Annotated in this window: 20 protein-coding genes and 1 pseudogene; 13 read left to right on the top strand and 8 right to left on the bottom strand. The window is 66.3% G+C overall.

Going from position 1 to position 21,906, the window contains the following annotated elements; all coding sequences use genetic code 11:
• The first annotated feature begins 37 nt into the window (after positions 1–37).
• From ilvD to ACPXCG_RS21140, 3 genes and pseudogenes are all read left to right on the top strand, one after another.
• A complete protein-coding gene (gene ilvD, locus ACPXCG_RS21150; RefSeq protein WP_425794146.1) occupies positions 38–1,759 on the top strand; it encodes a dihydroxy-acid dehydratase in 1,722 nt (573 codons plus the stop codon).
• Between the two features lie 22 nt (positions 1,760–1,781).
• Positions 1,782–4,998 (top strand): annotated as a pseudogene (locus tag ACPXCG_RS21145) (carboxyl transferase domain-containing protein).
• Positions 4,999–5,023: 25 nt separating this feature from the next.
• On the top strand, positions 5,024–5,575 hold the full coding sequence (locus ACPXCG_RS21140) for a DUF4334 domain-containing protein (RefSeq protein WP_425794145.1): 552 nt from the start codon (positions 5,024–5,026) through the stop codon (positions 5,573–5,575).
• A gap of 32 nt (positions 5,576–5,607) precedes the next feature.
• On the opposite strand, the gene ACPXCG_RS21135 is transcribed toward ACPXCG_RS21140, so the two are convergent.
• Positions 5,608–6,045: a VOC family protein gene (locus ACPXCG_RS21135; protein ID WP_425794143.1), complete on the bottom strand. Its 438-nt coding sequence runs from the start codon at positions 6,043–6,045 to the stop codon at positions 5,608–5,610.
• Between the two features lie 109 nt (positions 6,046–6,154).
• On the opposite strand from ACPXCG_RS21135, the gene ACPXCG_RS21130 reads away from it, so the two are divergent.
• Positions 6,155–6,742, top strand: a complete 588-nt coding sequence (locus ACPXCG_RS21130) for an FKBP-type peptidyl-prolyl cis-trans isomerase (RefSeq protein WP_425794142.1) — start codon at positions 6,155–6,157, stop codon at positions 6,740–6,742.
• Between the two features lie 28 nt (positions 6,743–6,770).
• Here ACPXCG_RS21130 and ACPXCG_RS21125 read toward each other — a convergent pair whose 3' ends face one another.
• Positions 6,771–7,655 carry a hypothetical protein gene (locus tag ACPXCG_RS21125; RefSeq protein ID WP_425794141.1) on the bottom strand — a complete coding sequence of 295 codons (885 nt, stop codon included), beginning with the start codon at positions 7,653–7,655 and terminating at the stop codon, positions 6,771–6,773.
• A 143-nt stretch (positions 7,656–7,798) separates the two neighbouring features.
• On the opposite strand from ACPXCG_RS21125, the gene ACPXCG_RS21120 reads away from it, so the two are divergent.
• From ACPXCG_RS21120 to katG, 5 genes are all read left to right on the top strand, one after another.
• On the top strand, positions 7,799–8,419 hold the full coding sequence (locus ACPXCG_RS21120; RefSeq protein ID WP_425794140.1) for a LysE family transporter: 621 nt from the start codon (positions 7,799–7,801) through the stop codon (positions 8,417–8,419).
• Positions 8,420–8,505: 86 nt separating this feature from the next.
• The gene (locus ACPXCG_RS21115) at positions 8,506–9,402 is read left to right on the top strand and encodes an MBL fold metallo-hydrolase (protein WP_425794282.1); all 897 of its coding nucleotides are present in this window, start codon (positions 8,506–8,508) and stop codon (positions 9,400–9,402) included.
• Between the two features lie 99 nt (positions 9,403–9,501).
• The gene (locus tag ACPXCG_RS21110) at positions 9,502–9,726 is read left to right on the top strand and encodes a dodecin (RefSeq protein ID WP_425794139.1); all 225 of its coding nucleotides are present in this window, start codon (positions 9,502–9,504) and stop codon (positions 9,724–9,726) included.
• 69 nt (positions 9,727–9,795) lie between these two features.
• Entirely contained in the window at positions 9,796–10,239 is a 444-nt protein-coding gene (locus ACPXCG_RS21105; protein ID WP_425794138.1) for a Fur family transcriptional regulator, read from the top strand.
• A gap of 120 nt (positions 10,240–10,359) precedes the next feature.
• Entirely contained in the window at positions 10,360–12,507 is a 2,148-nt protein-coding gene (gene katG / locus ACPXCG_RS21100; RefSeq protein ID WP_425794281.1) for a catalase/peroxidase HPI, read from the top strand.
• 218 nt (positions 12,508–12,725) lie between these two features.
• On the opposite strand, the gene bluB is transcribed toward katG, so the two are convergent.
• Positions 12,726–13,424: a 5,6-dimethylbenzimidazole synthase gene (bluB, locus tag ACPXCG_RS21095; protein ID WP_425794137.1), complete on the bottom strand. Its 699-nt coding sequence runs from the start codon at positions 13,422–13,424 to the stop codon at positions 12,726–12,728.
• An 88-nt stretch (positions 13,425–13,512) separates the two neighbouring features.
• Here bluB and ACPXCG_RS21090 point away from each other — a divergent pair, with 88 nt between their 5' ends.
• The 4 genes from ACPXCG_RS21090 to upp all read left to right on the top strand — a co-directional run bounded on the left by ACPXCG_RS21090 (position 13,513) and on the right by upp (position 17,416).
• Positions 13,513–14,106 carry a class I SAM-dependent DNA methyltransferase gene (locus ACPXCG_RS21090; protein WP_425794136.1) on the top strand — a complete coding sequence of 198 codons (594 nt, stop codon included), beginning with the start codon at positions 13,513–13,515 and terminating at the stop codon, positions 14,104–14,106.
• 129 nt (positions 14,107–14,235) lie between these two features.
• Complete coding sequence (locus tag ACPXCG_RS21085; RefSeq protein ID WP_425794135.1) at positions 14,236–15,519, top strand: GTP cyclohydrolase II; 1,284 nt, start codon at positions 14,236–14,238, stop codon at positions 15,517–15,519.
• Entirely contained in the window at positions 15,516–16,772 is a 1,257-nt protein-coding gene (locus tag ACPXCG_RS21080; protein ID WP_425794134.1) for a URC4/urg3 family protein, read from the top strand. The genes ACPXCG_RS21085 and ACPXCG_RS21080 overlap by 4 nt, the downstream gene beginning before the upstream one ends.
• Before the next feature lie 14 nt (positions 16,773–16,786).
• A complete protein-coding gene (gene upp / locus ACPXCG_RS21075; protein ID WP_425794133.1) occupies positions 16,787–17,416 on the top strand; it encodes a uracil phosphoribosyltransferase in 630 nt (209 codons plus the stop codon).
• A gap of 64 nt (positions 17,417–17,480) precedes the next feature.
• Here the strand turns inward: upp and ACPXCG_RS21070 are convergent, their stop codons facing one another.
• The 5 genes from ACPXCG_RS21070 to ACPXCG_RS21050 form a co-directional block, all read right to left on the bottom strand.
• Entirely contained in the window at positions 17,481–18,236 is a 756-nt protein-coding gene (locus tag ACPXCG_RS21070) for a CPBP family intramembrane glutamic endopeptidase (RefSeq protein ID WP_425794279.1), read from the bottom strand.
• 248 nt (positions 18,237–18,484) lie between these two features.
• The gene (locus ACPXCG_RS21065; protein WP_425794132.1) at positions 18,485–19,105 is read right to left on the bottom strand and encodes a TetR family transcriptional regulator; all 621 of its coding nucleotides are present in this window, start codon (positions 19,103–19,105) and stop codon (positions 18,485–18,487) included.
• Positions 19,102–19,968: an ABC transporter ATP-binding protein gene (locus ACPXCG_RS21060; protein WP_425794131.1), complete on the bottom strand. Its 867-nt coding sequence runs from the start codon at positions 19,966–19,968 to the stop codon at positions 19,102–19,104. Before ACPXCG_RS21060 ends, ACPXCG_RS21065 begins: the two co-directional genes overlap by 4 nt.
• The gene (locus ACPXCG_RS21055) at positions 19,965–20,789 is read right to left on the bottom strand and encodes an ABC transporter ATP-binding protein (protein WP_425794130.1); all 825 of its coding nucleotides are present in this window, start codon (positions 20,787–20,789) and stop codon (positions 19,965–19,967) included. The genes ACPXCG_RS21060 and ACPXCG_RS21055 overlap by 4 nt, the downstream gene beginning before the upstream one ends.
• Positions 20,786–21,838: an ABC transporter permease gene (locus ACPXCG_RS21050; protein WP_425794129.1), complete on the bottom strand. Its 1,053-nt coding sequence runs from the start codon at positions 21,836–21,838 to the stop codon at positions 20,786–20,788. Before ACPXCG_RS21050 ends, ACPXCG_RS21055 begins: the two co-directional genes overlap by 4 nt.
• Positions 21,839–21,906: the final 68 nt, after the last annotated feature.

Below are 21,906 nucleotides of genomic sequence, written 5' to 3'. Positions count from 1 at the left end.
TCATCACGACGCCGCCGACGCATCTATCGTGACGGATATGGCCAATCGAACACCGGACTCTCCAGCCACCGACGTCGACATCAAGCCCAGGAGTCGAGACGTCACCGATGGTCTCGAGAAGACGGCAGCACGCGGCATGCTGCGCGCTGTCGGCATGGGCGACGACGACTGGGTGAAACCACAGATCGGCGTCGGCTCGTCGTGGAACGAGATAACCCCCTGCAACCTCTCGTTGGACCGCCTCGCGAAAGCCGTCAAGGAGGGTATCCACTCCGCAGGCGGATATCCCCTGGAGTTCGGCACCATCTCGGTGTCCGACGGCATCTCGATGGGGCACGAGGGCATGCATTTCTCGCTGGTCTCTCGTGAGGTGATCGCCGACAGCGTCGAGACCGTGATGAGCGCCGAACGCCTCGACGGCTCAGTGCTTCTCGCCGGTTGCGACAAGTCGCTCCCCGGAATGCTGATGGCGGCCGCCCGTCTCGACCTCGCCAATGTCTTCCTCTATGCCGGCTCCACCCTGCCGGGGTACGCGACCCTCTCGGACGGTTCGGAACGACAAGTGACGATCATCGATGCCTTCGAGGCGGTCGGTGCCTGCTCACGCGGATTGATGAGTCGTGAGGACGTCGACACCATCGAACGCGCGATCTGTCCCGGCGAAGGTGCGTGCGGCGGGATGTACACCGCCAACACGATGGCCAGCGCCGCGGAGGCGATCGGCATGTCGTTGCCGGGCAGTGCGGCGCCACCCGCACCTGACCGGAGGCGCGACCGGTATGCGCGCGAGAGCGGCGAGGCTGTGGTCGAACTCCTGCGGCGCGGCATCACCGCACGCGACATCATGACCCGGGAGGCATTCGAGAACGCGATCGCCGTCGTGATGGCCTTCGGTGGCTCCACCAACGCCGTCCTGCATCTCCTCGCGATCGCGAACGAGGCGGAGGTCGAGCTGTCGCTCGACGATTTCTCCCGGATCGGTTCGCGGGTACCGCATCTCGCCGACGTCAAGCCGTTCGGCAAGCACGTGATGACCGACGTCGACCGGATCGGCGGTGTCCCGGTCGTCATGAAGGCTCTGCTCGATGCCGGGCTGATGCACGGCGATTGCCTCACGGTCACCGGAAAGACGGTGGCCGAGAACCTGGCCGACATCGCACCACCCGATCCCGACGGTCTCGTCCTGAGAGCCACGACGAGACCGATCCACCCGACCGGGGGGATCACGATCCTGAAGGGCTCGCTCGCGCCTCAGGGTGCCGTCGTGAAGTCGGCCGGCTTTGATTCCGACGTCTTCGAAGGCGTTGCGCGAGTCTTCGACCGCGAGCGTGCCGCGATGGATGCCCTAGAAGACGGCACCATCACCGCCGGGGACGTCGTGGTGATCCGCTACGAGGGCCCCAAGGGCGGCCCCGGTATGCGCGAGATGCTGGCGATCACAGGTGCGATCAAGGGTGCCGGGCTGGGCAAGGACGTGCTCCTGATGACCGACGGCCGATTCTCCGGCGGGACCACCGGACTGTGTGTCGGGCACGTGGCTCCGGAGGCCGTCGACGGCGGCCCCATCGCACTCGTCGAGGACGGCGACCGGATACGCCTCGATGTCGGAACCGGAACTCTCGACCTGCTTGTCGACGAGCACGAACTCGACAAGCGCGCACAGGGATTCGCTCCCCTGCCACCGCGCTACACGCGTGGTGTCCTCGCGAAGTACGCGAAACTCGTCACTTCGGCGTCCGAGGGAGCGGTGTGCAGATAGGTCCTCTGGGAAAGGCGCCTCGATGAAACTGCTGGTCGCCAATCGCGGTGAGATCGCCGTCCGGATCCTGGCAACCGCGGCCTCCATGGGCATCCCGACGGTGGCCATCCACCCCGACGACGACGCCACGTGCGCCCACGTCAACCGCGCCGACGAGGCCGTCACACTGACGGGCGCCGGCGCCACCAGTTATCTCGACATCGGTGCGGTCGTCGACGCTGCCCGCACCACGGACTGCACGCTGCTCCATCCCGGTTACGGATTTCTCGCGGAGAACCCCGCCCTGGCCCGCGCTTGCGCCGATGCCGGCATCGCGTTCGTCGGTCCGGCACCCGAACATCTGGAACGGTTCGGGAACAAGTCGTCTGCGCGTGACCATGCGGCCCGGTGCGGTGTACCGACGATCACGGCAACAGACTCCCCAGCCGATCTCACTGCGGCGCAATCGCTCTGGGACCAACTAGGTGACGGGGCATCGGTGATGGTGAAAGCGGTGGCGGGCGGCGGCGGACGCGGGATGCGTCACGTATCCCATCGAGATGACCTCGACTCGGCTCTCGAGCGCTGCTCGTCCGAGGCCCGCGCGGCATTCGGGGACTCGTCGGTCTACGTCGAGGAAGTGCTCGACGATGCCCGTCACGTCGAGGTGCAGGTGCTCGGCGACGGCGCAGATGTCGTCGTCCTCGGCGATCGCGATTGTTCGGTCCAGCGCCGGCGTCAGAAGCTCGTGGAGATCGCTCCGGCGCCCGCTCTCGATGCCGTTGTACGGGAGGAACTCCACAACGCCGCGCAGAAGCTCATGTCGGGGTATCGCGGACTCGCGACGGTCGAATTCCTCGTCGGCCGCGAGACATTCGCGTTTCTCGAGGTGAACCCTCGAATCCAGGTGGAACACACTGTGACCGAGGAGACCACCGGCCTCGATCTGGTCGAGCTGGCGCTGCGCGTCGCGAGCGGCGTGACCCTCGCCGACCTGGGCCTTACCTCGTGTCCGCCACCACGAGGTGTCGCCATCGAGGCACGGGTCAACACCGAGACCGTCGGCGCCGACGGCGAGGTGACCTCCGGCACGGGTCGGCTACACCGATATCAACCGCCCAGCGGACGCAACATCCGGGTCGACACCCACGGGTACGTGGGCTACGAGATCGGTCCTCGCTATGATTCGCTGCTCGCCAAGGTGATCGTGCGGGGCGTCGACACCAAATCCGCCGCCCGCGACTGCACCCGCGCCCTGGCCGCCTTCGACATCTCCGGCGTTCCCGTCAACACCTCTCTGCTGCAAGCCATCCTGGCGCGACCAGAACTCGGCGACGGTGGCATCGACACGACGTTCGTCGATCGCCACCTCGCCGAACTCGCCACCGCCACTGGCCTGTCGCTCCTGCCCACCGGCACAGCCGTCGCCGAGCTCGAGCCCGAGGTCGGTCAACCGCGCACGGCGACACAGCCTCCCGCGGGAGCGCATATGGTCCCGAGCCCGTTCCGCGGCGTTGTGGTGTCGCTTCCGGCCGCCGTGGGAGATGTGGTCACCACCAGAACCGAGATCGTCGTGCTCGAATCGATGAAGATGGAGCACGTCGTGCACAGCCCGGTCGTCGGGAAGGTCACCGCACTCAGCGTCCGCGTGGGTGACGCCGTGGAGATGGACGAACCGGTCGCGTTCGTGGTGACCGCCGACATCGATGACCGGGCCGACGACGCCGACGCCGAGATCGAACTCGCCAGCATTCGGCCCGATCTCGCCGACGTGCTCGCACGGCACCACAAGACCCGCGACGAAGGCCGCCCCGAAGCGGTCGACAAACGTCACGCGAAGGACCGGATCACCGTCCGCGAAGGACTCGGAGCCCTCCTGGACGAGAACAGCTTCGTCGAGTACGGCGCGCTGACGATCGCGGCCCAGCGCCGCCGGCGCAGCGTCGACGAACTGATCGACCGAACCCCGGCCGACGGACTGATCACCGGAACGGGCCGGGTCGGCGGCATGCCCGTCGCCGTGATGTCCTACGACTACACCGTGCTCGCCGGAACACAGGGTCTGCACAACCATCAGAAGACCGATCGTCTGTTGGAGCTCGCACACCGCCGCGGTCTGCCACTCGTGCTGTTCGCCGAGGGCGGCGGCGGTCGGCCCGGCGACACGGACACCTCGGCGGTTGCCCAGCTCGACGTCACCACCTTCCGGCTGATGGCCCAGCTCAACGGCAGGGTTCCGACCGTCGCGGTTGTCGCAGGATATTGCTTCGCCGGGAACGCCGCGCTGGCCGGGAGTTGCGACATCATCGTCGCCACCGAGGGATCGAGTCTGGGTATGGGCGGACCGGCGATGATCGAAGGTGGCGGGCTCGGCCGGGTCGCGCCGGGCGAGGTCGGCCCGATGGATGTGCAGTGGGCCAACGGTGTGGTCGACCGCCTGGTCGCCGACGACGCCGCGGCTCTCGCCGACACCCGGCGGTACCTCTCCTACTTCCATTCGCCGACGGAATCCGGTGACCCTGACGCCGAAGACCAGCGACGGCTGCGCCACCTCGTTCCCGAGAACCGGCTGCGCGCGTATCCGATCCGGCCGGTCCTCGAGACGCTGTGTGACACCGACACTGTCTTCGAGCTCCGCGCCGGGTTCGGCCACGGCATCGTGACGGCACTCGCCCGTCTCGACGGCGTCGCGGTCGGCATCATCGCCAACAATTCACAGCATCTCGGGGGTGCGCTCGACGGCGACGCCGCCGACAAGGCAGTACGCTTCCTCGAACTCTGCGAGGCACACCGATTGCCGATCGTGTCCCTTTGCGACACACCGGGTTTCATGGTCGGTCCGGAGGCCGAGAAGACCGCGACGGTTCGGCGCTTCAGCGCTATGTTCCGGGCCCGGCGCCCGACTGACCGTTCCTCTCATCATGGTGGTCCTCCGCAAGGCCTACGGCCTCGGGGCCATGGCGATGGCGGGCGGTGACCTCCATGCTCCGGTGGCGACGCTCTCGTGGCCGACCGGTGAGTTCGGCGGCATGGGCCTCGAAGGTGCCGTTCGTCTCGGCTACCGGGATCAACTGGAGGCCATCGACGATTCCGCCGAACGGCAGGCTCGCTATGAGGAACTCGTCGCGATGCACTACGAACACGGCAAGGCCCTCAATGTGGCAAGCGTGTTCGAGATAGATTCGGTGATCGACCCCGCGGAGACCCGGACGACGATCGCCCGCTGTCTGTCCGCCCACGGCCCGACCCGGGCAGACTGAGAATCCGGTCGTCTATCATCGCCGCATGCGCCTCGAGGACCTCATGACGACCGTGCCGACCACGACATCGGCGGCCCTGGAGTTGTTCGATTCCTCGGAACCGGTGGAGACCCACGCAATGCTCGGCACCTGGCGAGGTGCCGAACTGCCCACCGGCCACCCGATGGACGGCTTACTCGCCGCAAGCGGTTGGTGGGGAAAGCAATTCATCGACGCCGAGACGGTGCACCCATTGCTGTTCCCCGCGCGTGACGGATCGTCACTCTGGCCGATGAATCCGGTTCACGCCTTTCGCGGCGTTGGCCTGGCTCGTTTTCCGGTGGTGAAACGACTGTCGTTCGCGACTCCGATCGCCGTGCTGAGACCGATCGTCCGGGCCCGGAGTGCCAAGGCACGCCTGCGAACCACCGGGTATCGAGGGACCGAAACGGCCACGATGATGTACGACCAGCTACCGATCAACGATGTGTTCCGCCGGCTGTCCGACCGGTCGGTCCTCGGAGCGATGGACATGAAAGGCTCGGCGCAGCCGTATTTCTTCGTCCTGTGCCGTGACGACTCGCTGCCCGTTCGTTAGACGACCAGCAGGTCGACGCCCTTCGAACCGGGTCAGTCCAGACAGAACTCGTTTCCTTCGGGATCTGTCATCACGATGTGCCCGCCCTCGAGCGGCGGCGCGGGCTCATGGCGTGCCAGGCGACTCGCGCCGAGTCCGACCGTCCTCGTGCATTCCACTTCGAGGGCTGCCATCCGCTCGTCGCCGGTGAGCCCGGGAGCCGAGCGGACGTCGAGATGCAGGCGATTCTTTGCCGACTTGCCCTCGGGCACCCGTTGAAAGAACACCCGCGGGCCCACTCCGGCCGGATCGATCAGCGCCGAGGCGTCGTTTCTGTTCTCCGGGGGTATGCCCATCGCTTCGAGTGCGGCCTCCCAGCTGTCGAAACCTGGTGGCGGGTCCTGTATCCGATAGCCGAGAACCTCCGCCCAGAATCCGGCGAGTGCCGCCGGGTCGCCACAGTCGAAGGTCACCTGGAACTCGCGTGCCATCACTGTCTCCTCTCGATCGTGAGCTGCCGATACCGGTCACCCTGCCAGGTGATGCGGACAGGTTCGGTCCGTTACCTCGAATTGAACCCCTTTCGGTAGCGTTACCCGCATGAACATCCGTCGCGGCGCCCTCTTGTCGGTCACAGCTCTCGCATTGACGCTGACCGCCTGCAACTCGGGCACCGAGCCCACCACCGATTCCACCGACAGCGCGCCGACCAGCGCAGCCGCTGCCACGACGTGCCCCTCCGACGCCCCTCAGGGTTCGGTCGACCCCGAATGGACACTCCAGGGATCCACCGGCAGCGTCGAGGTGGTCGGGTCCACCGACACGGCCGCCCCGCGGATCGATGTCCAGACACCCTTCGCGGTCACCCAGACACAGGTCCACACCTTGACCGCCGGTGACGGCCCGGTTGTTCCCGACACGGCGTCGGTGTCCGTCTGCTACATGGGCGTCGACGGTCGAGACGGGAAGGTCTTCGACAACAGCTACGAACGCGGCACGCCCGCCGACTTCCCACTCGACGGAGTCGTGCCCGGTTTCAAGAAGGCGATCGCCGGCCAGAAGGTCGGTTCGACGGTGGCGGTTGCCATGGCGCCCGCCGACGGATACCCAGAAGGCATGCCGGATGCGGGGATCCAGAAGGGCGACACGTTGGTGTTCGCGATCAAGATCCTGTCCGCTCAGGGATGATGTCGAACGAGCGGAACCCTCGCGCCTCTCACCGCCCCTCGAGACCGGCGAGGAGCCGTCGAACGTGGTCGACCCGTGTCTGCAACTCGCTCAAAGCCTGTGCGGCACTCTGACCCTCATCGTCGGCGACCTTCAGCTGCCGCCGGGCGAAGCGTAATTCGGCGTCGCAGTGGGCGAGTTCCGCGCGCATTCGTTCGGCCTGTGCGGCCAGCTCATCCGCCCGCTGCGCCGCCTCGGCGCGCTGATCCGCACGCTGCGCCACGTCCTCACGTGCACGATGTTCGTCCTCCTCCGCGGATCTCAGTGCCGCCGTGGCGGCCGCGATTCGCTCGTCGAGGGCGTCAGATGTCTCGGCCTCGGCGACCGGATCGTCATCGGGATGATCCTCGGTGTCCTGGTCGTGTTCGTCGGCCACCGGCTCCGGCACCGCGAACACCCCGGCCGGCCCGAAACCGCTGTACTCAGCCGCGGTGACGAGCCGCCCACGCTGCAGCGCCGCACCCACCTCGGGATCGGCGAGCGCGGCCCGCAGCGACTGTCCGACCTCGCGAATCGCGTTGTCGGAGAGTGCCGCATCCATTTCCCGCGCTCGCTCGGCCACCGCCACAACCGTTTCGGCGATCAGCCGTTGGCGCCGGGTGGACAGGTCCCGCAGGCGTTCCGCCGCCGCACGCCGTTGGGCGGCCGCGAGTTCCGCGGCCAGATCAAGGATGGCGCCGACCCCGTCGGGGTCGTGTCTCGCCCACTGGTTCACCGCCCACGCAACCCGGGTGGGGCGCCGAAGGGCGGAGACCTCGGCAGCGAGGCTCGCGTGGCCCTCGCTCTTCGCCTCCTTCGACAGCACTTTCCGGCGCGGCACGAACTCGGCCGGCGGGAGGCCGTAGAGTTCGTCGATGATCTCGTCGAGGTTCATCAGTGACTCACGCTGTTGAGTAGAGCAGTCTGGCCATGTCAGGCCTCCTCACTGACCGCAGCGGTCGTCGCCATCTTCCCATCGTCGCCGGTCTGGAGACCCCGCGCCCAGGTTTCCCGTGGCCACCCCACTACCCTCGGGCGGTGCAGATCTCGACCTGGCTTGCGCTCCTGACGGCGTGCCTGCTCATCAGCTTCACACCCGGTGCCGGTGCGATCAACACGATGAGCAATTCACTCAACGTCGGGTTCCGCAGGGCGATCTGGGGCGTGCTGGGCCAACAGGCGGCACTCGTCATCCAACTTCTCGTGGTCGCAGCCGGACTCGGGGTGGTCGTCTCGCAATCACCAGCAACCTTCGCGGTGATCCGCTACGCCGGCGCCGCCTATCTCGTCTACCTCGGCTTTCGCCAGTTCCTCCGACGCCAGGACCCGGCATCCCAACCGGCCCTGACATCGGTTCAGGAATCGAGATGGTCGATGTTCCTGCGTGGCCTGTGGGTCAACTTGCTCAACCCCAAGGCGATCGTCTTCCTGCTGGCTTTCATCCCAGGGTTCGTGCACACAGATCAGTCGCTGGTTCGGCAGTATACGGTCATCGCAGCGACGATCGTCGTCGTCGACATCGTTGTGATGTGGCTGTTCTTCGCGCTGATCGCCCGCGGCTTCCGTAGGGTGACCACCGGCGAGCGCGGACAGCGGAACCTCAACCGCACATTCGGGTTGTTGTTCATCGGCGTCGGCGTGCTGCTCGCGACCGCCTGACCCCCGATCGGTGGGAGATCGACCGGTGCAAAGCCATCGGCGGGCCGACGATTGACACGATGCGGACCTCCGAGTACGCAGACGGAATGGGCATGGCGTCGAACTTTCGAGAAACCCGCTTCGACGACGTGACCGTGTTGGCGTCGAGTCACGGTGGCGCCTTCCCATACGGCAACACCGTGGTGGTGACCGGTTCGCAGGCGCGGTTGGTGATCGATCCCTCGCTCGACATCGACCACGATCCGGTGGGCGCCGATGCGGTGATGATCAGTCACGCCCACGAGGACCACATCGCCGGGCTGAAGCACTTCACCGGCGACAAGTATGCCCACCATGCGGACGTGGATGGTGTCCGCTCGCTGCAGGTACTCCTCGACGGATACGGGCTGACATCCGAGGAACGTCACGCCGTCGACGCACAGATCGGAGATCAGTTCGCACTCCCCGACGGCTTCCCGGAAGCCATCGGCGTCGGCGACGGTCACGTGTTCGATCTCGGCGATGCGAGCGCCACCGTGATCCACCTGCCCGGCCACACCGCCGGGCACTGCGGGGTCCTGATCGAACCGGCGGGCTTTTTGTACGTTGCCGACATCGACCTCACCTCGTTCGGGCCGATGTACGGCGACGTCGGTAGCAGCGTCGAGGATTTCCTGATGTCGATCGAAAGCGTCCGCGCCATCGACGCCCGCTGGTACGGCACGTTCCATCAGAAGGGGGTCATCGACGGGTCGGCCGAGTTCCGACGCCGGCTCGACGCCTACGCAGCGGTGATCCATCGTCGAGAGGAACGACTCCTCGAATTCCTGGCTCGGCCGCGCACGATTCCCAACATCGTCGCCCACCGTCTGGTCTATCGACCACACGTCGAATTGCCGTTCGTCGACGCGGTCGAACGTCGCACCGCGCAACTCCATCTGGAACGTCTGGAAGCACACGATCAGATCATCTCGACCGACGGCGGTGGATTCGTCCGGAGGTGAACGCACGATGGGGCGGCGAGCCCGAACCGATCGCGATGGTTGGAATCGTTCTGATCAAAGCGACCCGACCTCCGCACGTCCCGTGGAAGTATCGGGTTCATGAGCGAGCACACATACCGAGTGATCGAAGTCGTCGGCTCCTCGCCGAACGGAATGGACGCGGCGATCGCCAACGCGATCGCCCGCGTCGCGGAGACCACCCGCAATCTCGAGTGGTTCGAGGTCGTCGGGACCCGTGGCCACCTCGTCGACGGAGCGATCGCCCACACCCAGGTCACGTTGAAGGTCGGTTTCCGCATCGAGGCGAACGACTCACTCGACTGACACACCGAGCGGCGAGCACTTTTCGCCGAAGACTTGACTCAGTCCAGAAAAGACGCCATATTTGTGTGCGTGCAGTCACACTCGGAGTACGCGAGCCAGTTGCGTGACGCCGATCTACGAGTCACCCGACCTCGGGTGGCCGTACTCGAAGCTGTGTGCGCGAGCCCCCATGCCGACACCGAGACCATTGTCGGCGCGGTTCGTGCCGGCCTGCCGGACGTCTCGCGTCAGGCGGTCTACGACATTCTTCGCGCCCTGACCGCTTCGGGCCTGGTGCGGCGCATTCAGCCGTCGGGTCACGTCGCTCGCTATGAGTCCAGGGTCGGCGACAATCACCACCACGTCGTATGCCGCTCCTGCGGGATCATCGCCGATGTCGACTGCGCCGTCGGGGAGGCACCATGCCTCGTCCCGTCGGACCACCAAGGTTTCGTCCTGGACGAGGCCGAGGTCATCTATTGGGGCCTGTGCGCAGAGTGCGCAGCCTCTCCCACTTCGGGATCACACCCGTGATCACAGCCCGAATCACCCACTCCCGAAAGGATTGTCGTGACTGAGGAAAATCCGGCCCACGCAACGGAGCACCCGCCGATAGCGGAGGCAAACACCGATGCGGACGACAAGGCCTGCCCGATGCGGATCAAGCCTCCCGCGGAGGGCGGCGGCAACCGCGATTGGTGGCCCAACCAGCTGAATCTCAAACTGCTGGCGCACAATCCGGATGTCGCCAATCCGGTGGGCTCCGACTTCGACTACGACTCCGCCCTGGCGGGTCTCGATGTCGACGCACTGAAGTCGGACCTCACCGACGTGATGACGAACTCTCAGTCCTGGTGGCCTGCCGACTTCGGGCACTACGGACCGCTCTTCATCCGGATGTCATGGCACGCCGCCGGCACCTACCGGGTCGAAGACGGTCGTGGCGGAGCGGGTTCCGGGATGCAGCGCTTCGCACCGCTGAACAGCTGGCCCGACAACGCGAGCCTCGACAAGGCGCGTCGTCTGCTGTGGCCGGTCAAGAAGAAGTACGGCAAGGCACTCTCCTGGGCCGACCTACTGGTCCTGGCCGGCAACGTCGCACTCGAATCGATGGGCTTCAAGACCGCAGGCTTCGCGTTCGGCCGCGTCGACGAATGGGAGCCGGAAGAGGTCTACTGGGGCCCCGAGGCCGAATGGCTCGGCGACAATCGCTACAGCGGAGAGCGCGATCTCACCAACCCGCTCGCAGCCGTCCAGATGGGCCTTATCTACGTGAATCCGGAAGGCCCGAACGGCAATCCGGACCCGATCGCGGCGGCCACCGACATCCGGGAGACGTTCGGCCGGATGGCGATGAACGATGTGGAGACCGCGGCACTCATCGTCGGCGGCCACACCTTCGGCAAGACCCACGGCAACGGCGACGCCGAACTCGTCGGGCCCGAGCCCGAAGCCTCCCCCATCGAGCAGCAGGGCTTGGGATGGGCCAACCCGCAAGGTACCGGTGTCGGCGCGGACGCGATCACCAGCGGCCTGGAGGTCATCTGGACCCACACGCCGACCAAGTGGGACAACAGCTTCCTGGAGATCCTGTACGGCAACGAGTGGGAGCTGACGAAGAGCCCCGCGGGCGCGAATCAGTGGCAGCCGAAGGACGGCGGCTGGGCGAGTTCTGTGCCCGCGGCGCACGGATCCGGCAAGACGCATCCGTCGATGCTGACCACCGACCTGTCGATGCGGCTCGACCCGGTCTACGGCGAGATCACCCGTCGTTGGCTCGACCATCCGGAGGAACTCGCGGACGAGTTCGCCAAGGCCTGGTTCAAGCTGCTGCACCGTGACATGGGCCCGGCGGTCCGCTATCGCGGTCCGCTGGCGCCGTCCGAGACCTATCTGTGGCAGGACAATGTGCCCGCGCAGGAAGGGCCGGTCGTCTCCGATGCTGACGTCGATTCACTCAAGTCGCAGCTCCTGGAGTCGGGACTGACTGTCGCACAACTCGTTTCCACCGCATGGGCATCGGCATCGTCCTTCCGCGGCAGCGACAAGCGTGGCGGCGCCAACGGTGGCCGCATCCGGCTCCAGCCGCAGGTCGGCTGGGAGGTCAACGAACCCGACGAACTCGCCCAGGTCATCAGCAAGCTGGAGCAGATCCAGGAATCGTTCAACAGTGGTTCCGACGCGAAGGTGTCGTTCGCCGATCTCGTCGTGCTCGGCGGTGTCGCCGCAGTGGAGAAGGCCGCCAAGGACGCCGGTTTCGATGTCACTGTGCCCTTCACCGCAGGCCGCACGGACGCGACACAGGAATCGACCGATGTCGAGTCCTTCTCGTACCTGGAGCCCAAAGCGGACGGCTTCCGCAACTACGAGGGCAAGAGCAGCGAGTTGCCTGCCGAATACCGGCTTCTCGACAAGGCCAACCTGCTCACCCTGTCGGCCCCGGAGATGACCGTCCTCGTCGGCGGACTGCGGGTACTCGGCGCGAACCACAAGGATTCCGCGCTCGGCGTCCTGACCGACAAGCCGGGACAGTTGACGAACGATTTCTTCGTCAATCTGCTCGACATGGGCACCCAGTGGACGCCGTCACCGGCCGACGACGGCACCTACGTCGGCAAGGACCGCGACTCCGGCGCCCAGAAATGGACAAGCAGTCGGGCCGACCTCGTGTTCGGATCGAACTCGCAGCTCCGCGCACTCGCCGAGGTCTACGGCGAGGATGACGCGAAGGAGAAGTTCGTCAAGGACTTCGTCTCCGCGTGGGACAAGGTCATGAATCTCGACCGGTTCGACCTGGCCTGACAGTATGAAGGGCCCGTCCGGGCCAACGGGCAACGGCGCCTCTCCTGCTCATCTCGGGAGGGGCGCCGTTGCTTTCTGCGTGGAACGGGCACAGATCCGCCGATGGTCGCCCCATCGCCGGGTCGAATACGAAAGGCACTGTCCACAACGGGTTCTCGTAGACTCCGTCGATCGAGATGAATTCGGGCACGGCGATCATTGCCGGCCCTGGATGCCGATTACTGTCGGCGATGTTGCACTGCCGACCCCACGGAGCCGGAGATATCATCGGTCTGCTCGCACGCACCGACCGAATGTGGTGACCCGAAGGTCTCCCGGTGCACGACATCCGACAACGACCGCCGCTCCCGCCAGCCGAATCGTTCGAGATCCGGCACGGTCTGCAACTTCGTGATCGGACCGACGCACAACCAGGCGATCACCTCGACCGCCGCGGGTACACCGACGAGCTCACGCAGAAACGGTTCCCGATAGAACGAGACCCAGCCGACGCCGAGTCCTTCCGCGGTCGCTGCGAGCCACAGATTCTCGATCGCCAGCCCTACGGAGAGCCGACCGGTCGAATCGATCGTGTGCCTGCCGAGGATGTGCCTGCCACCTCGGGCGGGGTCGTAGGTGACCACGATGCCGGTACCCGACTGCTCGATCCCCTCGACCACGATCGGCCCGAAGGTCGCCGCTCGATCGGCGGGCAGTGACCGCGCGAAGTCGGCGCGGCAGTCGGCTACGTGCTCGGCGAACCGGGCCAGTATCTCGCGATCCTGAACGACGACGAAATCCCACGGCTGGGTGTTGCCGACACTCGGAGCGGCGTGCGCCGCCTCGAGAACCCGCGACAACCGAGCATCGTCGACCACATCGCCGCTGAATTCGTTCCGGACGTCGCGTCGCGCGCCGATCGCCTCGTAGACGTTCATCGAGCTTCCCCCATCATGCCGTTCACTTCCCCAAACAATCACGAACTCCGTCGGGCCGAGGACGACACACCGCGTGCCAGGATGAACCATGGGCACTCGATGGGAACAGACCGACGCACCGAAGGGCGATGCCTACGATGCCAGGTGGTCGCAGATGGCTGCGGCCGGGCAGGACATCCACGGCGAGGCCGACCTCGTGGGATCGCTGCTCGATCAGGTCGGCGGTGCACGTGCGCTCGATGCCGGATGCGGGACCGGCCGGGTCGCGATCGAGCTCCGTCGACGCGGCTTCGAGGTGGTGGGCGTCGACGCCGACACGACGATGCTCGACACCGCCCGACGCAACGACCCCGAGATCGAGTGGATACACGCTGATCTCGCCGATCTCGGATCACACCTCGTCGACCATCTCTTCGACGTCATCGCACTGCCCGGCAACGTGATGATCTTCGTTCATCCCGGCACCGAGAAGTCGGTGATCGCTCAGCTGGCGCGGCGTCTGCGGCCCGGTGGGCTGCTGGTCGCCGGGTTCGCGCTCCGACCGGATCGGATCTCGCTCGACGACTACGACCGGTATGCGTCGTCGGCAGGCCTCACGCCGGTCGATCGGTGGGCCACCTGGGAACGCGGGCCATTCGTCGGTGGTGACTACGCGGTGACGGTCCACGGACTCGAGAACTGAGATCGGGCTCCGATCGAGGTCCTCGCCGGATCCCATCACCCGGCATACGCTGGAGGTAATCGTTATGCTGGCGGTTTCCTCGGACGGCCAGGGCGAGCACCCGGTCGCCGGGGATGGACAGGAGCGACGATGACCGCAGATCTGAACGCGAACTCCGTGCCACCGACCACCCCCGGGGCCGTCGGTCACATTCGACTGACATCGCACAGCGGCGGCTCCGACGCCCTGCCCATCCGGTGGGGGGCGCGGACGGCCGCCGAACGCGGTCCTGTCGTCGGCACCACGTCGAGTCGCGCACATCGAAATGTCATCGGCACCCACAGTGGGTCCTACAGCGTCTATCGCGCGCTCGCCGTGGCGGCCGGAGCGCTCTCTCGCGAGCATCGTGCCGATCTCACCAACACTGCACCCACCGATGTGGTCGGCCCCTACCCACAGTGGTCGGAGCCCGGAGCGATCGTCAGCCTGGATCCATGGGGCGCGATGACTGCCGAGGCGTTCCGCACCGAGCTGGCCGCCGGCCACGACATCCGTCCCACCATCGCGATCACCAAAGCGCACGTGGTGCTCCCCGAGATCGCCGACGCGATCGCCAAAGGGCGACTGCACCCGGACGGGCGGTACCTCCGGCCCTCGGGCGCGGCGTCGGTCACCAAGGCTGCCATCGAACCGGTATGGCATCTACCCAGCGTGGCAGAGCGTTTCGGGTGCACAGAGGCCGAGCTGCGACGCGTTCTGTTCGAGGAGACCGGAGGCATGTATCCGGAACTGGTCACACGTTCCGACCTCGAGGTGTTCCTACCGCCGATCGGCGGGCAGACTGTCTACATCTTCGGCAGCGCAGGCGATCTCGCTGACCCCGAGGTCGAACTCACCGCCCGGGTCCACGACGAGTGCAACGGCTCCGACGTCTTCGGGTCCGACATCTGCACCTGCCGTCCCTACCTGACACACGCCATCGAGGAGTGCATCCGGGGCGCACAACGTGGAGGGGTCGGGCTGGTCTCCTACTCGCGCAAGGAGGGGCGTGCGCTCGGAGAGGTGACCAAGTTCCTCGTATACAACGCACGCAAACGCCAGGTCGGCGGCGACACCGCGGACCAGTACTTCGCGCGAACCGAATGTGTTGCCGGCGTGCAGGACATGCGATTCCAGGAGCTCATGCCAGACGTCCTGCACTGGCTCGGCATACGCAAGATCCACCGGCTCGTCTCGATGAGCAACATGAAGTACGACGCCATCACCGGATCCGGGATCGAGGTCGGTGAGCGGGTCAACATCCCCGACTACCTGGTCCCCGAGGACGCACAGGTGGAGATCGACGCCAAGATGGCGGCCGGCTACTTCACGCCGGGCCCGGTTCCGGATGCCGTCGAACTCGGCAAGGCCAAGGGACGAGGGCTGGACGGATGATCGCCGACACCGCGGGGAGTACCGCGCGGCAGGACACCGGCAACCCCTGTGACGGCGTCGCACTGCTCCGCACGACCGCATCCATCCGGGAACGCGCCACCGCTCTCGTCGAGCGCGCCAGGTGTGGTGACTCGAGGTGGTTCACCGTGCACGACGACGCGCGCACGGCCGCCGCAGACGAGGTCGCCTCGGTCACCCGACAGCGCTACCCGGATCTCGATATTCCATTCCACAGTCGGTGGCGGCATTTCGAGACCGGCGGCGTCGACCGCGTGGCGTCGATCGACGACCGACTTCCCACCGACCCGGCCGAGCGAGCCCGTTCATTGATCGACCTCGCGGTGATCAGCGTGCTCCTCGACGCCGGCGCGGGTCCCGACTGGACTTTCCACGAGAGTGCCACCGGACTCCGGATCGGGAGATCCGAAGGGCTCGCGGTCGCAAGCTGGTATGCGTTCGTGGCGGGCCTGTTCTCCAGCGACCCGCGACGACCCCTGCAGGTCGACGCGGGCGCACTGCAGCGGCTGTCGCCCGAGTCGCTCGGTGCGGCCTTCCAGGTGGGCGTGGCCAATCCACTGGTCGGTGTGGACGGACGCGTCGAGTTACTCTGTCGACTCGGCGCCGTCCTGGCGGAGCCGGAGGTGTTCGGTGACTCCGGCAGGCCGGGACACCTTCTCGACTTTGCCATCTCGTCGCCCCGATCATCGGTGGCCGCGACCGACATACTCGCCGCACTGCTCGGGTCTTTGTCCGGAATCTGGCTGTCCGACAACACCATCGACGGCCGCCCGCTCGGCGACTGCTGGCGCCACGACGCTGTGTCCGGACCTGGCGTGACCGCCGGGTGGATGCCGTTCCACAAGCTCTCGCAATGGCTGACCTTCTCACTCCTGGAGCCGCTGGCGTGGTCCGGCATCGACGTCACCGGCATCGACGACCTGACACCGCTCCCCGAGTACCGCAACGGCGGACTACTGCTCGACACCGGCGTCATCGAGCTGCGCGACCAGGACCTCGCACACCGGATCTGGTCACCCGGCGACGAACTCGTCGTGGAGTGGCGCGCACTCACCGTCGGCCTTATCGACGAGCTCGCACCCCTGGTCCGTGACGCCCTCGGGGTCGACCGGGCGAGGTTGCCGCTCGCATGTGTCCTCGAGGGAGGGACCTGGGCCGCCGGACGCGCGCTGGCCGGCCGGCTCCGCAACGGCCTGCCACCCCTGACCGTCGCAAGCGACGGCACCGTCTTCTAGCACGAAGGACACTGATGGACGACGTCGTTCTCATCGAACACCCACTGGTGCAGCACAAGTTGACCCTGATGCGCCGCAAGGACACCTCCACCAACGACTTCCGGCGCCTCCTGAACGAGATCTCCACGCTCATGGCATACGAGGTGCTGCACGACATGCCGATGCAGCCGATCACGATCGAGACGCCGTTGGAAACGATGACGGCGAATGTCATCGACGGCAAGAAGGTGGTGTTCGCATCGATCCTGCGCGCGGGCACCGGGATCGTCGACGGGATGCTGACCGTGGTGCCCGGCGCGCGCGTCGGCCATATCGGGCTCTACCGGGACCCGAAGACGCGGGTTGCCGTCGAGTACTACTTCAAGATGCCCGGCGAACTCACCGAACGTGACGTGGTGGTCGCCGATCCCATGCTGGCCACGGGACACTCGGCGGTCGCCGCGGTGGATCGGATCAAGGAGTACGCACCGCGATCGATCAAATTCGTGTGTCTGTTGACCTGTCCGGAGGGCATCGCCGCGCTGCACGCCGCTCATCCCGATGTCCCGGTCTTCACGGCCGCCGTCGACCGCGGACTCGACGACAACGGCTACATCGTGCCGGGCATCGGCGATGCCGGTGACCGGATCTTCGGTACGACGTGACGAATGCTTCAACGGGTGCCGACGGACGCGGCCACCGGGTCGACTGGAAAGCTCTTGTGGTGACTCAGGACGGCAGATGCCAGGCGACCGCCGCACCCACCGCGCCGATCGCATTGAGGGCCCAGTGCAGCGCGATCGGGGCCAACAGACTGTTCGCGCGATAGCGCAGCCAACCCAGCACCAACCCGGCCAGAGAGGTCGCCACGACAGCACCGAGAATACCGGCGATCTGACCGAGCGTGCCCGAGCCGAGAACTCCGCTGAGACCTGCGTTTCCCGACGTCAACCCGAGCGACGAACTGATGTGCCAGAACCCGAAAGCGATGGCACCGAGTCCCAGCGTCGCGCGCACCCCGAACAGGCGACCGAGCGATCCCTGGAGGACACCTCGGAACAACAACTCCTCGGGTAACACCGTTTGCAGCGGGATCACCACGAGCGCCGCCAGTGCCGCCTCCGAAGCGCTGTCGTAACGATCGGACAAGAAGAACTGCCGGGTGGCCGGGATCGCCACGGCCACCGTCACGACGGCGAACACGACCACCACTGCGGCCACCGCGTAGGGAACCCCGGCCCGCAGTTCCGAACGACTCAGACCCATCTCACGCCACTGGAGGCCGGCCACGCGGGTGCCGGTGACGAGCAGCACGGCCGCCACCGGCACCGCGAGCATTCCGGTCCATCGCCCGGTGAAATGCGCGACGACATTGGTGGCCACGAGGAATCCGACAACCGCGACCAGCATCCACACCGAACGTGTGTGGGACACCGTGACATCGGGATGCGGCGAGCCGTCTGACGAGCGTTCCGGTGTTGTCATCCGCTGCTCGACCGCCCGCCGTCCGACCATCGTCGACCACGGCACGCCGATACCGACATCTGCAGCAATCGGGCCATCGCGCATCCTCGTGTGGGTTCACTGTTCTGCCTGAAGGTACCCGGAATCGTCGGCGCCCCGGACAGCTCACCCGCGGGATGGGCGTCGCGGCACACATCGAGTCCGGTCACCTCCACCATCTGCTCACCTGTGGATCCCCCGCCGGATTCTGGCAGTCACATTCGTCCTGTTCATCGTCGACGAGCGGCCGGAGCCCCGAGCGGACCGGTGAGATAGCCCTGCACCACCGGGCCGATGAGTGCGGCGAGTTCGTCGGCGGTCGCATCCCGGATCGAGGGCACCTTGACGATGTATCGCATCAGCGCGAGGCCGAAGATCTGCGTGGCAACCAAGCCGTACCGAAGTTCGGGGTCGTCGTCGGCGACGATCCGGCTCAGCGCGGACCGCACCACACCGAGTTGCAATTCGCGCATCCCGTCGGCGATCTCATCGTGGGTGGTCGCCACCTTCATCAACGCGATCACGCGTGCACGCGCCTCCGGATGCCCCTCCCAGAAGCCGACGAGCCGTCGGACGAACTCGATCCCCGGCGTGTCCACGGCGTCGACGCCGGCGAACACGGCCTCCACGTCGATCTCGGGCCGTAACGCTTCGACCAGGAGCGCATCCTTCGTCCCGAAATAGTGGTGGATGAGGGCCGGGTCGACACCGGCCCGCTTGCCGATGGCACGCATCGTGGTTCGCTCGAAGCCGTTGGCCGAGAAGAGCTCACGTGCAGACACCACGATGGCCGCCCGATTGTCACCCGCCTCGTCGACGAGTCGCGGACGGCCACGACCGCGACCGCTCACCGGTCGGCCCCGCGGGCCAGAACCAGCATCCGCTCCTCGATCGTCGCACGTACCGGTTCCAGTCGGGCGTCGACGCCTGCCGAGGACAGCACATTCGAGAGCAGCCGCTCGTCCGGGTCCGGCACCCGGATCGCGCGCCCGGACAGGATCACCGGGATGCCGGCGTCGTTCAGGACCGCGAACGCGTGAGCCCAGTCGTCGGTCTGCACCGCGACTGCACGGGTACCTCCGATGATGTCGTCCTCACTTCCCTCCGCGACCAACTGTCCACCGGCCATGAGCAGCAGCCGATCACACTGCTGGGCCTCCTCCATGTAGTGGGTGGTCACCAGTACCCCGACACCGCTGTCCGCCTGTGCACGGATCGTGTCCCACAGCCCGGCCCGGGACAACGCGTCGACTCCCGAGGTCGGTTCGTCGAGCACCAGCACGGTCGGATCGTGGGCCAGCGCGACGATGAACGCCGTCTGTCGCTGGGCTCCGAGCGCGAGGTCGCCGACCAACGTGTCACCCACGTCCCCGAGTTGGTCCGGTACTGGCGGAACCGGCACCCCATAGGAGCCGGCGCTGAACGACAAGTTCTCCTGCACGGTGAGATCGCGGTACAGACCGAGGTTCTGGGGTACGTACCCGAGGCGTGCGCGGCGCGCACGGTCAGGCATGCCGCCGAGCAACTCGACCGACCCCTCCGAGGCCCCGAGCAACCCGAGAAGCATTCGGATCAGCGTGGTCTTCCCTGCTCCGTTCGCACCGAGAAGGCCCACCACCTCACCCGGTCCCACCGTCATCGACACGTCGTCCACCGCGGTGAAGTCACCGAATCTCCTTGTGACGGATCGCGCGCGCAGGACGTCGGCACTCATGAGGCGTGCCCCTCCTGACGACGCTTCAACGACAGCGCGATCACGATGTCCTCGAGATCGGGCGACACGGTCACGGTGTCGGCTCCCGCCGGTCGATCCGGCCAGTACTCGTGCCGCTCCCGACCCCGGCGCCATGACCACTCCGGCCGGACCGGGTCGGCGGTCCTGGTGATGGTGCCGGTGAACCCCGCCCGCACGTCGTCGTAGGAGCCGTGGACCAGGGCGCGCCCGTCGTCGAGGACCACGAGGTCGCCGGCGCGCTCCGCCTCATCGAGATACGTCGTCGACATCAGCACGGCAGCGCCGTCCGCGGCCGCCTCGGACACCATGCGCCACAGATCGATCCGGCTCACCGGATCCACGCCCGTACTCGGTTCGTCCAGGAGCAACAGCTCTGGCCGGTGCAACATCGCCATCGCTGCGCCCAACTTGCGCCGCATACCGCCGGACAATGCGGACGCCAGACGGTCGGCCGCAACGCCCAGGCCCGATCGTTCGATCAGTTCCTCCCGCCGTCGTTTCAGCGTGTCGCCGCCGAGCCCGTAGATGCCACCGACGAAATCGAGGTTCTGCCGGACCGTGAGGGCTGCCCAGCTGCCCGGCCCCGCCGAGAGGAACCCCATCCCGTGCTTGTCGGGTGCGTGCACGGTTCCGGCATCCGGTGCGATCTCGCCCGCGAACACCCGCAGCAGCGTCGATTTCCCCGCACCGTCACCGCCGACGAGCGCCACCACCTGACCTGCCGGAACATCGACGGTCACACTATCGAGGGCCGTTCGGTCGCCGAATCGAACCGTGACGGAACGCGCTGAGGCGATCATGCCGCGCGGGCTCTCGAGGCATGCGACTTCGACGCATCAGGCGCGAGATCACGACGGAATCGCAGGGTTGCGCCCGTGAAGACGACGATCGCCATCACCGTCAACACCACGAGCGGCAACCACAACGATGTGATCGGCGCATCTCGCAGCATCACGCCCTGCGAGATCATCGTGAAGTAGGTCAGCGGGAGCAGGTACCCGATCCACCGAACGCCCGCGGCCATGGCGTCGAGTGGAAAGATCATCCCGGACAGCAGGATCTGCGGCAGCAGGAAGAAGAACGCCGTCTGGATCGCCTGCCCGGTGGTCTGCGAGATCGTTGAGATGAGCACCCCCAACCCGAGTACGACGAACAAGAAGATGGCCGCCCCGAGCGCGAACACGAACACGTTCCCGTTGAACGGCACACCGAACAACAGCATGCCCAGGACCGTCACCACGATCATGTCCAGCGCCGCGAGCAGGAAGTACGGCACGATCTTGCCGAGGATCACCTGACTTGGCCGGATGGGCATGACCGCCAGTTGTTCCAGGGTGCCGGCCTCGCGTTCCCGGACGAGGCCGATGCTGGTGACGATCGTGCCGATGAACGTCAGGATCAGGCCGATGATCGCGGGCACCATCACCCACGACGTCTTGAGGTCGGGATTGAACAACACCTGCGTGTCGACCCGCTCGCCCAACTTGTTGAGGATCGACACCGTTGACTGCGCCGCGAACAGATTCGACCCGTCCACCAGAGCCGTGACCTGCGTACCCGGATCCGACCCGGTGACCAGTGCGACGTCGACCTTGTTCTCCCGCAACAGATCCTGCGCCTGGTCACGTCCGTCATCGGGAGCGGTGACGGTGACGTCGAAATAGGAGGGCAGTGCCGACGCCACCTGTTGCGCGGACGGCCCGGTCACCGCGGTCGGCACCGACGAGACGTAGAAGTTCGCGGCGTATCCGAAGATCACCAACAGCAGCAGCGGCAACACGACAAGCATTGCCAGGGTGCGACGATCCCGTCGCAGTTCGCGGAATTCCTTGAGAATCATGGCGCGCATATCGAATGCTAGGCATGATCGACACCCGAGGTCAACAAGTGATGAATTAATTCTGACCCTCGTCGATC

The organism is Gordonia sp. DT218, assembly GCF_049847105.1.
Lineage (GTDB): Bacteria > Actinomycetota > Actinomycetes > Mycobacteriales > Mycobacteriaceae > Gordonia.
This window is presented reverse-complemented; position numbering and strand designations above follow the sequence as displayed.

Bases quoted from the DNA above. Each gene is read 5' to 3' on its own strand.
- ilvD (WP_425794146.1), top strand. From the start codon at position 38: ATGGCCAATCGAACACCGGACTCTCCAGCCACCGACGTCGACATCAAG.
- ACPXCG_RS21140 (WP_425794145.1), top strand. From the start codon at position 5,024: ATGCGCCTCGAGGACCTCATGACGACCGTGCCGACCACGACATCGGCG.
- ACPXCG_RS21135 (WP_425794143.1), bottom strand. From the start codon at position 6,045: ATGGCACGCGAGTTCCAGGTGACCTTCGACTGTGGCGACCCGGCGGCA.
- ACPXCG_RS21130 (WP_425794142.1), top strand. From the start codon at position 6,155: ATGAACATCCGTCGCGGCGCCCTCTTGTCGGTCACAGCTCTCGCATTG.
- ACPXCG_RS21125 (WP_425794141.1), bottom strand. From the start codon at position 7,655: ATGAACCTCGACGAGATCATCGACGAACTCTACGGCCTCCCGCCGGCC.
- ACPXCG_RS21115 (WP_425794282.1), top strand. From the start codon at position 8,506: ATGGGCATGGCGTCGAACTTTCGAGAAACCCGCTTCGACGACGTGACC.
- ACPXCG_RS21110 (WP_425794139.1), top strand. From the start codon at position 9,502: ATGAGCGAGCACACATACCGAGTGATCGAAGTCGTCGGCTCCTCGCCG.
- katG (WP_425794281.1), top strand. From the start codon at position 10,360: ATGCGGATCAAGCCTCCCGCGGAGGGCGGCGGCAACCGCGATTGGTGG.
- bluB (WP_425794137.1), bottom strand. From the start codon at position 13,424: ATGAACGTCTACGAGGCGATCGGCGCGCGACGCGACGTCCGGAACGAA.
- ACPXCG_RS21090 (WP_425794136.1), top strand. From the start codon at position 13,513: ATGGGCACTCGATGGGAACAGACCGACGCACCGAAGGGCGATGCCTAC.
- ACPXCG_RS21085 (WP_425794135.1), top strand. From the start codon at position 14,236: ATGACCGCAGATCTGAACGCGAACTCCGTGCCACCGACCACCCCCGGG.
- ACPXCG_RS21080 (WP_425794134.1), top strand. From the start codon at position 15,516: ATGATCGCCGACACCGCGGGGAGTACCGCGCGGCAGGACACCGGCAAC.
- upp (WP_425794133.1), top strand. From the start codon at position 16,787: ATGGACGACGTCGTTCTCATCGAACACCCACTGGTGCAGCACAAGTTG.
- ACPXCG_RS21070 (WP_425794279.1), bottom strand. From the start codon at position 18,236: ATGACAACACCGGAACGCTCGTCAGACGGCTCGCCGCATCCCGATGTC.
- ACPXCG_RS21060 (WP_425794131.1), bottom strand. From the start codon at position 19,968: ATGAGTGCCGACGTCCTGCGCGCGCGATCCGTCACAAGGAGATTCGGT.
- ACPXCG_RS21055 (WP_425794130.1), bottom strand. From the start codon at position 20,789: ATGATCGCCTCAGCGCGTTCCGTCACGGTTCGATTCGGCGACCGAACG.
- ACPXCG_RS21050 (WP_425794129.1), bottom strand. From the start codon at position 21,838: ATGCGCGCCATGATTCTCAAGGAATTCCGCGAACTGCGACGGGATCGT.